The following is a 15,101-nucleotide window of genomic DNA, read 5'->3' as shown; positions in this document are numbered from 1 at the left end:
ATGAGCCTGCTGAATATCTCCCAACTTCACGTACGTTTTGACGGGCAGCCCGCTGCCGCCGTTGCCGATCTCTCGCTGCATATTGCGCAGGGAGAGGCGCTGGCGCTGGCCGGGGAATCCGGCTCCGGTAAAAGCGTTACCGCGGCGGCAATCCTCGGGCTGCTGCCGCCAAAGGCTACCGTCAGCGGCGAAATTCGCTTTGACGGCGAGCCGCTGCTGCGCCAGTCGGACCGCGCCCTTAACCGCCTGCGCGGGCATGATATCGCCATGGTGTTTCAGAATTCTCTCTCCACGCTCGATCCCTCCTGGCAGATAGGCCGACAGCTGCAGCAGAACCTGCGCAGGCTGCATCCTCAACTGAACGGGCGGTCGCTGCGTAAAGAAGCGCTTGCCTGGCTGGAGAAAATGCATATTCGCCAGCCGGAGCAGGTGATGCGCTTCTATCCACATCAGCTCAGCGGCGGTATGCGGCAGCGTATTCTGATTGCGCTGGCGGCCATGTGCCGCCCCCGGCTGCTGATTGCCGACGAACCGACCACCGCCCTCGATCCCAGCGTGCAGCGTGAGGTCTTACAGCTGCTCAAAACCCTCTGCCAGCAGGAAAACATGGCCATGCTGCTGATTACTCACGATTTCGGCGTGGTGGCAGAGCTGAGCGATCGGGTGGCGGTGATGCAGCAGGGTTCGATAGTTGAAACCGGAGCCACGACCGAGGTGATCGCGCAGCCACAGCATCCGTATACCCGGGCTTTACTGGCGGCAATCCCACGCCCCGATCTTTCCGAAGTTCAGGCCCATCCTCAGGCGGCAACGCTGCTGGAAGGTCGCCAGCTAAGCCGCAGCTTTTGGCATCGCGGCAGTGAAGGTTGGTGGCCGAAGAAGCATCCGGTGACCGCCGTTGATCGTGTCAGCCTCACCGTTTGCGAAGGTGAAATCGTTGGCATTATCGGCGAATCCGGTTCGGGAAAATCCACCCTCGCGCGACTGCTGGCGCAGCTCGAACGGCCCGACGAGGGGGAGGTACTTTTTGCCGGCCAGCGGGCCGATGGCAATTCGCAGAGCCTGAAAGCCTTTCGCCAGCAGCTACAGTGCGTGTTTCAGGACAGCCTGTCGTCGTTTAACCCGCGCCTGAGGCTGCAGGAACAGCTCATCCGCCCGCAGCTGCGGCTGGGCAGTGCGAGCGGTCGGGCAGAAGCCGCCGAACGTGCGCGGCAGATGTTTGCCGAAGTGGGGTTGAGCGATGCGCTGCTCCAGCGTTTTCCGCACGAGCTTTCCGGCGGCCAGCGGCAGCGGGCGAATATTGCCCGTGCGCTGGTGGTGGATCCCCGTTTTCTGATCCTCGACGAGCCGACCTCGGCACTGGATCTCTCCGTGCAGGATCAGGTGCTGCGCCTGCTTGAACGCCTGCACCAGCGGCACGCGATTTCCTTCCTGCTAATCAGCCATAACCTGGCCGTGGTGGCGCAGTTCTGTCACCGCATTCTGGTGATGGACGGCGGCAGCATCGTTGACGATTTTCCACGCCATCGGCTTTACGACAAGCAGCGCCATCCGGTGACCCGGCGGCTGCTGGCGGCCAATTACCTGACCCCGGGCGAAACAGACCGCAGCGAAAACCTGGCGGAAAAACGCCGGGCCTGAGCCTGCACCAGATAACTATTTCAGAGAGATAACCATGACAACCGAGAATACGACTAAAAAGCCGCTGATCTTCAATGGCTTTATCATGAACGTGGTAGGGCATGTTTCCGCCGGTCTGTGGCAGCATCCGGACGACCGCGCCAGTGAATACACTTCGCTGGACTACTGGCTACATATCGCCCGCCTGCTGGATGAGGCCGGTTTTGATGCGATGTTTATCGCTGATGCGCTCGGTCAGCTGGACGTCTACCAGGGCAAAGCCGATGCGGCACTGCGCACCGCCGCGCAGATGCCGGTGAACGATCCTCTGCTGCTGGTTTCGGCGATGGCGGCGGCCACGCGCCAGCTCGGCTTTGGCATCACGGTGTCCACTACCTACGAACACCCTTATCTTCTGGCGCGTAAGTTCACTACGCTCGATCACCTGACCAAAGGCCGCGTGGCGTGGAATGTGGTGACGTCGGTACTCGAATCCGCCGCCCGTAACCTCGGTCTTGAGCGGCAGATGGATCACGACGAACGCTACGAGCGCGCGCAGGAATTCCTCGAAGTCACCTACAAACTGTGGGAAGGCTCGTGGGAAGAGGATGCGGTTCGCCGTGACAAGCAGGCGGGCGTCTACACCGATCCGGGCAAAGTCCATCCGATTCGCCATCAGGGCCGCTGGTTCAGCGTGCCGGATGCCCATCTGTCCGAGCCCAGCCCGCAGCGCACGCCTGTGTTGTTCCAGGCAGGCACGTCAGATCGCGGCAGGCTGTTCGCCGCGCAGAATGCAGAAGTCGTGTTCCTTGGCGGCACCACAGCGCAGTCGATTCGCAACAACATTGAGCGCATTCGTCAGCTGGCCCGCGAGCAGGGCCGTGCCGACGAGGCGATCCGCTTTATCACCGCCATCAGCGTGGTGGTGGATGAAACGGACGATCTGGCGCATGCCAAATTCCAGGACTACCTCAGCTACACCAGCCAGGAAGCGGCGCTGGCACTATTTTCCGCCTGGACCGGCGTTGACTGGTCGGAATGGGCGCCAGACGAACAGCTAACCTGGATCGAAACCAATGCCAGCCGCTCGGCGCTGGCAGGACTTACCCGCATCGATGCGGAAAGACAGTGGACCGTCGGCGATATCAGTAATTACATCGGCGTTGGTGGTATCCATCCCACTCTGGTTGGCGGGCCGCAGACCATCGCCGATGCCCTGGAAAAGCTGGCCGACGAGTCGGGCGTTGACGGCTTTAACCTTGCTTATGCCATCAGCCCCGGCAGTTTTGAAGATTTTGCCCGTTGGGTGGTGCCCGAACTGCAAAAACGCGGGCGCATTCGCCAGCCCGGCGGTGACGTCTTGACGCTGCGCGAGCGGCTACAGGGTAGAGGCCAGCGCCAGCTGCGCAGCGACCATCCCGGCACGCGCTTTCGCGACAACCTGAACCGCTATCCGGAGAGTGAGCAGTGAGCATTCATCTGCACTGGTATCTGCCGACCAACGGCGACAGCCGCAACATCGTCGGCGCGGGGGATGATTCGCAGCACATCAGCGGGATCGGCAAAAACTACCGCGACGCCTCCCTGCCTTATCTGATTGATATTGCCCGCAGCGCCGACCGACTGGGGTTTGAAGCGGTGCTGACGCCAACCGGCAGCTGGTGCGAAGACGCCTGGCTCAGCACCATGGCCATCAGCCAGCATACCGAACGGCTGAAGTTTATCGTCGCCTTTCGCCCCGGTTTTATCTCGCCGACGCTGGCCGCGCATCAGGCCGCCAGCTTCCAGCGCCTGTCGCAGGGCCGCCTGATTATCAACGTAGTGACCGGCGGCGATCCGGTGGAGCAGCGCCGCTACGGCGACACGCTGGATCACCAGCAGCGCTATCAGCGCAGCGGTGAATTTATTGCCGCCTTTAAAGGCGTCAGCGCCGCGCGGTCGAATGGCGAGCCGTTTGATTTCCACGGTGAACACTACCGGCTGGAGCAGGCGGCGCTGCTGCCGTCCGACTGGCCAACGCCCGCGGTGTTCTTTGGCGGTGCCAGCGACGTGGCGCAGCAGGTGGCTGCGGCACACGCCGATACCTGGCTGACGTGGGGCGAACCGCCGGAAAGCGTCAGGTCGCGTCTGGAGCAGGTTCGCGCCGCGGCGGCTATTCAGGGGCGCACGCTGAGCTACGGCATCCGCTTTCACGTCATTAGCCGCGATACCGAAGACGAAGCCTGGCAGGAGGCAGCTCGCCTGCTGCGCGATGTAGAAGCCGACAATATCACCCCCGAAAACGTTCGCCTGCTGGAGATTGCGCCGCAGATCTGGAGCGGCTACGGCCTGGTGCGCGGTGGCGTGGGTACCGCCATCGTCGGCAGCCATCAACAGGTGGCGGACAAAATTAAAGAGTTTCATGCGCTGGGCATCGACCATTTCATCCTGTCCGGTCAGCCTCATCTGGAGGAAGCCTGGCACTTTGCCGAAGGCGCTGGCGCGCTGCTGCGCCGTGAAAGCCTGGTCGTTTGATGACCGTTAAAACACTACGAGGAAATCCATGAGTCACGCACCCGATATTTATGCCGGTTTAAACCATCAAGAATTTGCGCAGTGGAAACAGAAGGCCCGACAGGTTGCCGAACGTTTACAGCACACCCTGCTGGAGCGCGATCGCGCTAATAAAGATCCTCATGAAGAGATTGACTGGCTACGTCAGAGCGGCCTGCTGAGCCTGGCCGTGCCGAAATCCCTCGGCGGCGGCGGTGCGGATCTGGTTCAGGCGCTGGAAATCAGCCGTATTATCTCGGCGGCAGACGGCTCCCTCGGCCAGCTGATCGCTTATCACTATTCCAACGGCGTCTGGAGCTATGTGCTCGGCAACCGCGAGCAGTGGGAATTCATTGCCCGGGGCATCGTTAACGAAGGGTGGTTCCAGTCCAGCATCAGTAACGCCCGTGACCCGCGCCTGAAACTGGAGTGGGAAGGGGAGGATCTGTACGTCAGCGGCCGCCGCACCTTCGCCACCGGCGCGTCGGTATCGCAGGTCACCACCATCGCGGTGTGGGTGGGTGATGAGCAGGTGCAGTATCAGGTGAAAACCGACCGGCCCGGCATTCGTTTTAACGACGACTGGGACAATCTGGGCCAGCGCCTCACTGCCAGCGGCACGCTGGAGTTCGACCGCGTGAAGCTGACACCGGCCGACAGACTGACCGGGCTGGCGGAACATCCAGATAGTGCTCGCCTGCGTAACGCGCTGCGCCTGCAGTTCAGCCAGGTGATCTTCGTGCATTTTTATCTGGGGATTGCCGAAGGTGCGTTACAGCAGGCGGCCAGCTATTTTCGCGAGAACGTTCGCGCCTGGCCGGAATCCGGCGTTGAACAGGCGGTGGATGACCCGTATCACCGCCTGAAGGCCGGGGAACTCTCGTCCGAACTGGCGGCCGGAATTGCGCTGGCGGAAAAAACGGCCCGGGCTTTCCAGGAGGCCTTCCACCAGGGCAATGCGCTGACGGAGCAAACCTTTGGCGAGCTGGCGATCCTCACCGACCAGGCCAAGGTTATCGCCAACAACGTCGCCTTAAAAATCAGCCACGAGATCTTCGAACTGACCGGCGGCCGCTCAACCGGCAACCGCTTCGGTCTGGATGTTTACTGGCGTAACGTCCGCACGCACACGCTGCACGATCCTGTCACCTATCGTACGCGTGAAGTCGGTGACTACGTGCTAAGCGGTAAGCTGCCGAAGCCTTCCCTGCATAAGCCACCCAAGGCCTGAATGGAGCGACGATGACCGAAATCCGTGTGATTCACGATGCAGAAACCCTGGAGCGTGCCGCCGCGGTGTTCCGTCAGGCGATGTTTGGCCTGCCGGACGCGGTGATGCCGGAAGAAAACTGGGCGGAGAAATTCGTCGAACCGGGCCGGGTTTACGGTGCCTGGCTTGACGGCAGCCTGGCCGGTACCGTCAACAGCTTTCGCGGTGAGATAACGCTGCCGGGCGGCAGGCGCGTGCCGCATGCGGCTGTGACCCATGTTGGCGTACTGCCCCACTTTGCCCGCCGTGGCGTGCTGCGCGGGCTGTTCAGCCGGCAGCTACAGGATCTGTATCAGCAGGGTACGGTGATTGCCACGCTGCGTGCGTCGCAGGGGACGATTTACCGCCGCTTCGGCTACGGCATTGCCTCGTGGGCGGAGAGCTGGCTGATCGACAAAAACGCGCTGCCCCCGCAGCCGAAACCGCAGTACGAAGTACTCGCCGTTCCGGCGGAGCTGGCCTGGCCGCAGCTGCGGGCGGTGGCATCGCGCTATCCGCTCGGCCGCCCCGGCTACCTGACGCGCTGGGATGCCTGGTGGGAAATGCAGGCGTTTATTCTGTCGAAAAGCACCCCGAATCACTATGTGGCGCTGGTGCTGGTGGACGGTGAAGCACAGGCGTTTGCTCGCTATCACGCGCAGCCCAATGATGGCTGGCTCTACAGCCGGGAGCGCACGCTGGTGGTCGACGATTTGCATGCTGCACACCCGGGTCATCAGCGGGCACTGTTGCAGCATCTACTGGGGCTGGATGTGACGCAGCGGGTGAGGCTGACCAGCGTGCCGCAGGACGATCCGCTGGTGCTGTGGCTGGATAACGTCCGTGCCGCACAGATTCAGGCGAGAAATGATGAAAGCTGGCTGCGCATTATCAACGTCGAACAGGCACTCAATCACCGCCGCTTTAACGGCGGCGAAGCGGTGCGGGTTCAGGTCATCGACGATCTCCTGCCGGAAAATAACGGCGTGTGGCAAATCAGCGCAGACGGAGCCAGACGCAGCGATCGTCAGCCCGATATCACACTCTCGATAGCCGATCTCGGGGCGCTGCTACTGGGCGGAACCCAGGCCTGGCAGCTGGCATGGAGCCAGGATATTGCGGCAGCGGGCTCCGCCGCCATCGAGCGGCTGGACTCGCTGTTTTCTACCCCTGTTCACCCGTGGTCCGGGATACTTTTTTAAACACTTGGGAATAATAATGAGCAACCACTATACATTCTCTGTTGGGGCGGCCGTGGCATCAGCGCTGCTGCTGAGCAGCTTTTCGGGATGGGCCATTGCAGACGACCAGCCGCAGGCCGGCGGCACGCTGCGCGTGGCTTCGCTGCGTTCGGACATGGACGCCTTCGACCCGCTTACCGGCTATTCGGTGGATTCATGGTCCATTTTACGCGCGGTGACTCGCCAACTGGTGACCTATGCCGGATCGCCAAAAAGCCTGGCGGATGACACCACGCTGGTGCCGGATCTGGCCAAATCGTGGGACGTCAGCGCCGACGGTAAAACCTACACTTTCCACCTGCGCGAAGGCATCCATTACGCCGGATCCAGTTCACGGCCGATCGTCGCCAAAGATTTTGTCTACGCCATTAAGCGCTTCTGCGATCCGAACCGGCAGGTTGCGGCCATCAACTACTTCAATATTGCCTTCTCCGGCTTCGAGGCTTACTGCAAGGACTTTTCCAAAGTGCCGACCGGCGATCTGGCGGCCAGCAAACAGTTTATCGACACCCATGAAATCTCCGGGGTTTCAGCACCGGATGACCGGACGCTGATCCTGAAATCGGATAGCAAAAACTATGATTTCCTGAATATTCTATCGATGAACTTTGTTTCGCCGCTGCCGGAAGAGGTGGTATCGAAATATTTCCCGGATTCGCAGGAGTTTCGTAAAAACCTGCCGTCGAGCGGGCCCTACCAGGTTGAGAGCTATGTCAGCGGCCAGAAGCTGGTGCTGAGTAAAGTCGCCAACTATGACCATGCACAGGACCCGGCGCGTAAAGCCTGGGTGGATAAAATTGAAGTCGATTTTACCAACAACAGCGAAGACGGCGTGGCGCAGCGCATTCAGGCCGGCGATGCCGATATTTCGCTCTATCTGGATGTGCCGCCGGCACCGGTGCTGCGCCAGTACGTACTGAAGAAAAGCCCGAACCTGCATGCCGCCAACAGCGGTGCGTCAAACTTTATCGCTATTAATGCCCAGCCTGCAGCTCAAAGCGCGGGTGCCAACGCGCTACGTAAGCTGGAGGTGCGCCAGGCGCTGGCTTATGCGGTGAATAAAGCCAATATCGTGCAGGCTCAGGGAGGAAAACTGGCGGCATTCCCGCTGAATCAGATTATTACCACGACGCTGCTGGGGCACGAGCCGCTGGATCCGTATCCGTCTGAAGGCAGTAAAGGCGATGTGGCGAAAGCAAAAGCGCTGCTGCAACAGGCGGGATACCCGGACGGCATTACGCTAAATCTTGCCTATATCGCCGATGCGCAGTTCGGCAACATCGCGGTGATCCTGAAAGAAGATTTGGCGAAAGCGGGCATTAAGCTGAATCTGTCGCCGCTGCCGTACGCGCAGTTCCGCTCCTTCCTCGACAATCCGGCCAACAGCTGGGATATCGCCCTGGCACAGACCTTCCCCGACTGGCAGGGGCCGTCAACCCGGATGCTGCTCGGTGGCTGGCTGAACTCCGACGCGTCGCCGTGCGGTCGCGGCAACGTCTATGCCATCTGCTACGACAATAAAAAGCTCAACGCGCTGGCGAAAGAGGCCTACGCCTCTGACAACCCGGGACCGATCTGGGCGGAAGCGGACAAGCTGGTTTCCGCTGACCTCCCTTGGATTCCGCTGTTTGAAAAACGCCGCATCGTTATCGCATCCGATCGCGTGACCAACTGGACCTGGTCATCGCTGGCAACCCAGGCGGATATCACCAATATCGCGCTGAAACAGCACTGAGGCCGCTATGTCACTGCTCCACGTGGATAACCTCTCCATCGGATTAACGGGGCAGCCGCCGCTGATCCAGCAAGTGAGTTTTACTGTCGCGCCAGGGGAAACCCTGGCGATCGTTGGCGAGTCCGGCTCTGGCAAGAGTCTGAGCATGCTCGCCGTGCTGGGTCTGCTGCCTGCCGCGATGCGGGTGGCGGGCAAACTGCATTTTCAGGACAGCGATCTGGGTCGCGCCAGCCGCGAACAACTGCGCAGACTTCGCGGCGCGCAGATTGGCTATATTTCGCAGGATCCGCTGAGTAACCTGCACCCGCTGAAAAGCGTCGGTAGGCAGATCGAAGAAGCGATACAGGCCCATCGACCGCTGCCGCGCCGCGCGCTGCGCCAGCGGGTGATGGCGCTGCTGGAGGAGGTTGGCATTGCCGATGCCGCTCGGCGCTATCACGACCGGCCGGCGAAATTTTCCGGCGGAATGCGCCAGCGGGTGATGATTGCCATGGCGATAGCGCTGAATCCGGCGCTGATTATTGCTGATGAACCGACAACCGCGCTGGATGTTACCGTGCAGGCCTCGATTCTGCGGCTGCTCAAGCGTTTGCAGCAGCAGCACGGCTGCGCGCTGATTTTTATTAGCCATGATTTGCGGGTGGTGGCGGATATTGCCGATCGGGTGATCGTGATGCGGCAGGGAAAAATCGTCGAGCAGGGTAGCCGTGAGGCGCTGTTCAATGCACCGCAGCATCCCTACACCCGTGAACTGTTCGATGCGGGCTGGCCGCGTTTTACCAGCAATCCAGTGGCCGCACAGGACGAGCGTCCTTTGCTGCGCGTTGTGGATCTGGGGCGGCAGTTCTCACGTTCGGTGCCATTCTGGCAAAAATCGTCTGCGCACCCTGTGCTGGAGGCGATTAACTTTACCCTCCATCGCGGGGAAATCCTTGGCCTGGTGGGGGAGTCAGGCTCGGGTAAAACTACCCTGGGGCGAATTATTGTCGGCCTGGATACCCCCGACCGGGGCGAGATTACCTTTGACGGTCGCAATTGGCAGCGGGCGGGGCAGTGTTCACCAACGGCCGCCCATCCGCAGCGGCACGCGATCCAGATGGTGTTTCAGGACCCATACAGTAGCCTGAATCCCCGCCGCCGGATTGGCGATATTCTGGCGGAGCCCGTGCAGATTGTCGCGCAGCGCGAGCGGGGCGGCGTGTTGTCACCGCAAGCGCTATTGGCCGCAGTAGCCGACCTGCTGGCTACCGTAGAACTGCCCGGAGCGATAGCCAGCCGCTATCCGGGCCAGCTTTCCGGCGGCCAGCGGCAGCGGGTGGTGATTGCCCGCGCGCTGGCGATCAATCCCCGGCTGATTGTCGCTGATGAGGCGGTGTCGGCTCTGGATGTCACTACCCAGTATCGCATTCTGCAACTGCTGCTGCGTCTGCGCCAGGAACGCGATCTGTCGATTCTGTTTATCTCTCACGATCTGGCGGCGGTGGCCGCGTTCTGCGATCGGGTGCTGATCCTGCAGGCCGGGCACATTATCGAACAGGGGCGCACCGCTGAGGTATTCCAGCGCCCGCAGCAGGTGTGGACGCGCCAGCTTATTCAGTCCATTCCCGGCCAGCAACGTCCCACTTTGACGGAGGCAATCTGATGTCCTCAACCCTGATAACCGACATCGCGGTGGAAAGCGCCACGCGGCCCTTGTCTATCTGGCGACGGCTGTGGCGGGAAACCAGCGTCAAAACCGGCCTGGTCATCGTGGTAGTCATGGTGCTTTCCGCGATGGCTGCGCCGCTGATCGCTGCCTGGTTGGGGCATGGCGAAACCGAACAGTTCCGCGATACCGCGCTCTCCGATATGGGCATTCCCGTTGGCCCGTCGCTGAGTTTCCCGCTTGGCGCGGACGATAACGGCCGCGATGTGCTGGTGCGAACGCTGTACGGCACACGGATTTCACTGCTGGTGGCGGTCCCGGCCACTACGCTGGCGATGCTGATAGGGCTGCTGGTGGGGTTGGTGAGTGGCTACCTTGGTGGCAGGGTGGATGCACTGCTACAACAGTTAATCAACCTGGTGCTGTCGTTTCCGTTTGTGGTCACCGCACTGAGCCTGCTGGCGCTGAACCACGGCGCGGACGGCGCTGCGCGGGTCAGTCCCTCGCTGGTGGTGATCGTGGTGATTACCTTCTTCTCCTGGGGCTACTTTGCCCGGCTGACGCGGGGGCTGGTGCTGGATATCCGCCATCAGGAATATATCGCCGCTGCCGCGCTGATGGGCGTGCCTACATGGCGGATTTTATGGCGCGATATTATTCCCGCCGTGGCGCCGTCAGTGGGGATTTACTGGGCCATTCAGCTACCCGCTAATATTGTGGCTGAAGCCACGCTTTCCTTTCTTGGTGTGGGGATCCCGGCCCCGGCGGCCAGCCTGGGTAATATGATCGCCGACGTGCAGCGAACCGCCATGTACCAGGCGCAACCGTGGTTCCTGGTCGCCCCGGCGCTGGCCCTTTTCCTGACCGTACTCGGCTTTAACTCTCTCAGCAGCGGACTGCGTAACGTGTTCGACCCTCATCTGGAGCGAAAATAAGATGAATATCCTGGCGTTGTCTAAAATGCTGCTGCGGGCGGGCATCACCCTTTTGCTAGTGCTAATCGTCGCGTTTTTACTCACCCGCGTTGCTTATCAGGATCCGGCGGTGATGCTGGCCCCACGCAATGCCACGCCGGAAGCGATTGAGGCCGTGGCGCGGGCACTGCATCTTAACGATCCCTGGTATCAGCAGTTGGGCTATTTCCTGTGGCGTGGCCCCAGCATACAGGGGGCTGAGATGGGTATAATGCACTGGCCTCCTGCGCTGGGCTATTCGTTCCGCTTCCAGGCACCGGTTACCGATTTAATTCTGTCGAAAGCGCCGGTGACGTTATCGCTGGCGCTGGGCGCGCTGATTATCTGGCTGATCATTTCGGTGGTCACTGGCGTGCTGGCCGCGCGCTATCGTGACCGCTTTATCGACCACGTGCTCTCACTGTTGGCCTATGCGGCGCTGTCGCTACCGACCTTCCTGAGCGGCATGCTGATTATTTTCTTCCTGTTCTATCAGCTCTCGCTGCTCGGCATCGACTGGTTCCCGGCGGGTGGCTATGCGCCGTTCAGCGAGGGCGTGGGGCAGTGGATCCGCCATCTGATCCTGCCCTGGCTGACGCTGACCATTGCTGAGGTGGGGATTTTCCAGCGGGTGGTGCGCGCCAGCATGTTGGAGATTCTGCACAGTGACTATATCCGCACGGCGAGGGCTAAAGGGCTGAAGGAATGGCGCGTCAGCTTCGATCACGCGCTGAAACCAGCGCTTAGCCCGGTACTGACCCTCACTGGCATGGAGCTGGCGGCAATCATGGGTGGTGCTATCGTCACGGAAAAAATGTTTGGTTTGGACGGCGTCGGTCGGCTGGCGATTGATGCCGCATTACAGGGCGATTTCCCGGTGGTGATCGGCACCACGCTGTTCGCTTCGGCGGCTTTTATTCTCTGCAATCTGTTCACCGACATCATTCAGCAGGCGTATTTCCGCCGCTAATTTTTCATTCCACCTCGTAACCCACCGGGAGTCGTAAAAGGCTCCCGTTCGCTCCGACGAACGGCATATCACTCCTTTAAGTTACGTTACCTTGCGGTGGCTGGCGGGAAAATCGCGGGTTCAGTCAGTGTTTCCTCTTTTTGGCCCCGGTCTTCCGCCATGTGGTTATCCCTTTTTGCAAAAATCTGCACAATCTTGCTGTGTTCAGCGCTGTCTACAGATTAGAATTTTTTTTCTAAAAAATAATTTATTTGAAATAAAATCCTTGTTAACAATAAAAAATCATGAACCGGTTACCCGTAACGCTTTCCACAATATCCGCTCAACTGACCGATTTTTGTGAAAAAGCCATGGTTAATCAGGTGGTAATGATGATTTCATGTAATGAAATGTAAAGGTCAAAATTTCATCTATAATGAAATTAAAAGGTCATTTTGTGATTTAGGTAGAATTTTGATTTCGATTTGAGTGCTATGTTATCAGCAGGTAACAAAGTGAAGAGTGATGAATCTTGCTGAGATGATGACATATGGTCACCAACGCATCTGACGTGATTGAGGCAGAAAGGAACCTGAATCATTGTTGCAGACCCTCCCAGTGGGGGATATGCAGTGGGAGTTCGAAACGGCCTGAAAGGCGGTATGAGCTGACGTGCGTGAAATATAATATCTCAGAATGACCGTTAAAAGATTGTATGGAAAATTTATGATTTAAATTGAATAAGTGAAATGTATCAGGGGGAGTAACAATAAGTTTTATTACCGTGCCAGGTTGGTTATTTTGTGTTTTTTAATTATTAAATAGAACCCTTTACTCGCTTAAAAACGCCAGGAAAAATTTCATTTCCTCATAAATGAGGCGATGAGGTATTACTTTATTAAATTTCCGGGGTTTGCGAGTAATTTAATGAAAGGATATGTATATGTCTTTATTGATGAATCTTAATACGCAACAACGAAAACGATTACATCAGATAACATTAGTAGCAACGTTCGGCGGCCTGCTGTTTGGTTACGACACCGGGGTTATTAATGGCGCCTTTTCTTCATTAAAAGAGAACATGGCTCTGACACCGGACACTGAAGGTCTGGTCATGAGTGTCCTGCTGATCGGTGCTGCACTAGGTAGTATCGGCGGCGGTAAAATGGCTGACTTCTTCGGTCGCAGAAAGTACCTGATTTATCTCTCCTTTGTCTTCTTTTTTGGCGCACTCTTATCCGCCGCCGCACCGAACGTCACCAGCCTGCTGATTGCCCGATTTATCCTCGGTTTCGCCGTGGGGGGAGCCTCGGTAACCGCCCCAACCTTTATCTCGGAAGTCGCCCCGACGGAAAGGCGCGGCAGGCTGACCGGGCTGAATGAAGTCGCAATTGTTATTGGCCAGCTGGCCGCCTTTGCGGTGAATGCGGTAATCGGCCTTATCTGGGGACATTTGCCGGAGGTCTGGCGATATATGCTGCTGGTGCAGGCGCTACCGTCCATTTTCCTGCTCATCGGTATGTGGCGTGCACCGGAAAGTCCGCGCTGGTTAATCAGTAAAAACCGCCGGGAAGAAGCGCTGACAATCTTAAAACAGATCCGTCCTGAAGCACGCGCGGTGCAGGAATACCAGGACATCATCACCCTAATCGAGATTGAAAAAGAGAAGAAGCTGCACACGCAAAGCGCCACTTCGGTGATTTTCAGTACGCCGTGGATTATGAAGCTGATTCTGGTCGGTATTGCCTGGGCCGCACTGCAGCAAACCACCGGCGTTAACGTCATTATGTATTACGGCACGGAAATCCTGAAAACCGCTGGTTTCTCCGAAAAAATGTCGCTGATTTGTAATGTGCTGAACGGTGTCTTCTCCGTTGGCGGTATGATCTTTGGCGTGATGTATCTGGTTGACCGCTTCAAACGTAAAACGCTGATCGTCTACGGCTTTGCGCTGATGGCAACGCTGCACCTGATTATTGCCGGTGCCGACTACTTCCTCGTTGGGGATATGAAAGCCACCGTTATCTGGCTGCTGGGTGCGATCTTCGTTGGCGTCATGCAGGGCACCATGGGCTTCCTGACCTGGGTCGTTCTGGCTGAACTGTTCCCGCTGAAAGTTCGCGGTCTGTCGATGGGGATCTCCGTCTTCTTTATGTGGGTGATGAACGCGATCGTCAGCTACCTGTTCCCGGTACTGCAGGCAAAACTGGGGCTGGGTCCTGTCTTCCTGATCTTCGCCGTTATTAACTATCTGGCCATTCTGTTCGTCGTCAAGGCACTCCCGGAAACCTCCAACAAATCGCTGGAGCAGCTGGAAGAAGAACTGTCAGCCGGAAACTGATAGCGTGATAGTGTGGATTCAATAAAAAGGAGGCGGACTATGATTGATATTATTACCGTTGAAAACCTGCATCTTGGACGGCAGGCAAAAAATAAAGCCGAAGTGTTAGAGATGGTCGGTAAAGAGTTTAAGGCGAAAGGGTATGTCAGCCAGGACTGCGTTGCTTTTCTGAATGAAAGGGAACGTCAGGTTTCGACTTTCCTTGGCAACGGCATCACTCTGCCGCATTTACCGAAGTCGGAAAACCATATCATCGTGAAAACCGGCATTGAGATTTTCCAGTTTCCGGATGGCGTGATCTGGGACCGGAATAACGTGATGTTTATTGCGATTGGCGTCATAGCCAAAGAGAAAGAACACATCGATGTCCTGCGTGATGTGGCTTCTATCTTTAGCGACGAGATTATCTCTAATGCACTATCATTAATTTCAAGTAAAGAAGATTTCCTGAGAATTCTTAATCGGAAATAACATCCTTACCCATAGATACGTTGCGTATCTATGGGTTTTCTTCCCATTAGCTCATACCAATGCCGATTAATGTATTCATCAGGCCTGCGGTCATCAGTACCACACCGGGCACCAGGAAGTTGAGATCTTTCTTGCTGTAAAATTGCGTCATTAAACCCAGCCCTACCGCAAACATCGGCAGGGAAATGATCGAAAATGTAGACATGCTGGCTCCTTTCTCTCTTGAGAATAATCCTATTCTGACTTTTCTGATTTTCCACCCTCGATTAAAAAAAATTATCATTCATTAAGGGTTGTTTTGTTTTTTATCAATAGGTTAGTTGTTTTTATTTTTGTTTTTTCCGCATTAAACCTTAGCATTGCTG

The 15,101-nt window shown here is 57.7% G+C and carries 12 protein-coding genes; 11 read left to right on the top strand and 1 reads right to left on the bottom strand.

What is annotated here, in order from left to right; translation table 11 throughout:
- The 11 genes from AC07U6_RS11370 to AC07U6_RS11320 all read left to right on the top strand — a co-directional run bounded on the left by AC07U6_RS11370 (position 1) and on the right by AC07U6_RS11320 (position 14,736).
- On the top strand, positions 1 to 1,641 hold the full coding sequence (locus tag AC07U6_RS11370) for a dipeptide ABC transporter ATP-binding protein (RefSeq protein WP_494761864.1): 1,641 nt from the start codon (positions 1 to 3) through the stop codon (positions 1,639 to 1,641).
- A 34-nt stretch (positions 1,642 to 1,675) separates the two neighbouring features.
- Positions 1,676 to 3,091, top strand: coding sequence for an LLM class flavin-dependent oxidoreductase (locus tag AC07U6_RS11365; RefSeq protein WP_494761865.1), 1,416 nt, complete (start codon positions 1,676 to 1,678; stop codon positions 3,089 to 3,091).
- Positions 3,088 to 4,134, top strand: coding sequence for an LLM class flavin-dependent oxidoreductase (locus AC07U6_RS11360; RefSeq protein ID WP_494761866.1), 1,047 nt, complete (start codon positions 3,088 to 3,090; stop codon positions 4,132 to 4,134). Before AC07U6_RS11365 ends, AC07U6_RS11360 begins: the two co-directional genes overlap by 4 nt.
- Before the next feature lie 28 nt (positions 4,135 to 4,162).
- A complete protein-coding gene (locus tag AC07U6_RS11355; RefSeq protein WP_494761867.1) occupies positions 4,163 to 5,383 on the top strand; it encodes an acyl-CoA dehydrogenase family protein in 1,221 nt (406 codons plus the stop codon).
- A gap of 11 nt (positions 5,384 to 5,394) precedes the next feature.
- On the top strand, positions 5,395 to 6,603 hold the full coding sequence (locus AC07U6_RS11350) for a GNAT family N-acetyltransferase (protein WP_494761868.1): 1,209 nt from the start codon (positions 5,395 to 5,397) through the stop codon (positions 6,601 to 6,603).
- A 16-nt stretch (positions 6,604 to 6,619) separates the two neighbouring features.
- Positions 6,620 to 8,377: an ABC transporter substrate-binding protein gene (locus tag AC07U6_RS11345; RefSeq protein ID WP_494761869.1), complete on the top strand. Its 1,758-nt coding sequence runs from the start codon at positions 6,620 to 6,622 to the stop codon at positions 8,375 to 8,377.
- 7 nt (positions 8,378 to 8,384) lie between these two features.
- Complete coding sequence (locus AC07U6_RS11340) at positions 8,385 to 10,019, top strand: dipeptide ABC transporter ATP-binding protein (RefSeq protein ID WP_494761870.1); 1,635 nt, start codon at positions 8,385 to 8,387, stop codon at positions 10,017 to 10,019.
- Positions 10,019 to 10,957, top strand: a complete 939-nt coding sequence (locus AC07U6_RS11335; RefSeq protein WP_494761871.1) for an ABC transporter permease — start codon at positions 10,019 to 10,021, stop codon at positions 10,955 to 10,957. The genes AC07U6_RS11340 and AC07U6_RS11335 overlap by 1 nt, the downstream gene beginning before the upstream one ends.
- 1 nt (position 10,958) lies before the next feature.
- The gene (locus AC07U6_RS11330; RefSeq protein ID WP_494761872.1) at positions 10,959 to 11,945 is read left to right on the top strand and encodes an ABC transporter permease; all 987 of its coding nucleotides are present in this window, start codon (positions 10,959 to 10,961) and stop codon (positions 11,943 to 11,945) included.
- A gap of 922 nt (positions 11,946 to 12,867) precedes the next feature.
- Positions 12,868 to 14,265, top strand: coding sequence for a sugar porter family MFS transporter (locus AC07U6_RS11325; RefSeq protein ID WP_494761873.1), 1,398 nt, complete (start codon positions 12,868 to 12,870; stop codon positions 14,263 to 14,265).
- Between the two features lie 39 nt (positions 14,266 to 14,304).
- Positions 14,305 to 14,736: a PTS mannitol transporter subunit IIA gene (locus AC07U6_RS11320; protein WP_494761874.1), complete on the top strand. Its 432-nt coding sequence runs from the start codon at positions 14,305 to 14,307 to the stop codon at positions 14,734 to 14,736.
- A 46-nt stretch (positions 14,737 to 14,782) separates the two neighbouring features.
- Here AC07U6_RS11320 and AC07U6_RS11315 read toward each other — a convergent pair whose 3' ends face one another.
- Positions 14,783 to 14,941 (bottom strand): hypothetical protein, encoded by a 159-nt coding sequence (locus AC07U6_RS11315; RefSeq protein WP_494761875.1) that lies wholly within the window; start codon positions 14,939 to 14,941, stop codon positions 14,783 to 14,785.
- Positions 14,942 to 15,101: the final 160 nt, after the last annotated feature.

It is taken from the genome of Erwinia sp. GW821-FHT03D09 (assembly GCF_059420805.1).
This window is presented reverse-complemented; position numbering and strand designations above follow the sequence as displayed.

Bases quoted from the DNA above. Each gene is read 5' to 3' on its own strand.
- AC07U6_RS11370 (WP_494761864.1), top strand. From the start codon at position 1: ATGAGCCTGCTGAATATCTCCCAACTTCACGTACGTTTTGACGGGCAG.
- AC07U6_RS11365 (WP_494761865.1), top strand. From the start codon at position 1,676: ATGACAACCGAGAATACGACTAAAAAGCCGCTGATCTTCAATGGCTTT.
- AC07U6_RS11355 (WP_494761867.1), top strand. From the start codon at position 4,163: ATGAGTCACGCACCCGATATTTATGCCGGTTTAAACCATCAAGAATTT.
- AC07U6_RS11350 (WP_494761868.1), top strand. From the start codon at position 5,395: ATGACCGAAATCCGTGTGATTCACGATGCAGAAACCCTGGAGCGTGCC.
- AC07U6_RS11345 (WP_494761869.1), top strand. From the start codon at position 6,620: ATGAGCAACCACTATACATTCTCTGTTGGGGCGGCCGTGGCATCAGCG.
- AC07U6_RS11340 (WP_494761870.1), top strand. From the start codon at position 8,385: ATGTCACTGCTCCACGTGGATAACCTCTCCATCGGATTAACGGGGCAG.
- AC07U6_RS11335 (WP_494761871.1), top strand. From the start codon at position 10,019: ATGTCCTCAACCCTGATAACCGACATCGCGGTGGAAAGCGCCACGCGG.
- AC07U6_RS11330 (WP_494761872.1), top strand. From the start codon at position 10,959: ATGAATATCCTGGCGTTGTCTAAAATGCTGCTGCGGGCGGGCATCACC.
- AC07U6_RS11325 (WP_494761873.1), top strand. From the start codon at position 12,868: ATGTCTTTATTGATGAATCTTAATACGCAACAACGAAAACGATTACAT.
- AC07U6_RS11320 (WP_494761874.1), top strand. From the start codon at position 14,305: ATGATTGATATTATTACCGTTGAAAACCTGCATCTTGGACGGCAGGCA.
- AC07U6_RS11315 (WP_494761875.1), bottom strand. From the start codon at position 14,941: ATGTCTACATTTTCGATCATTTCCCTGCCGATGTTTGCGGTAGGGCTG.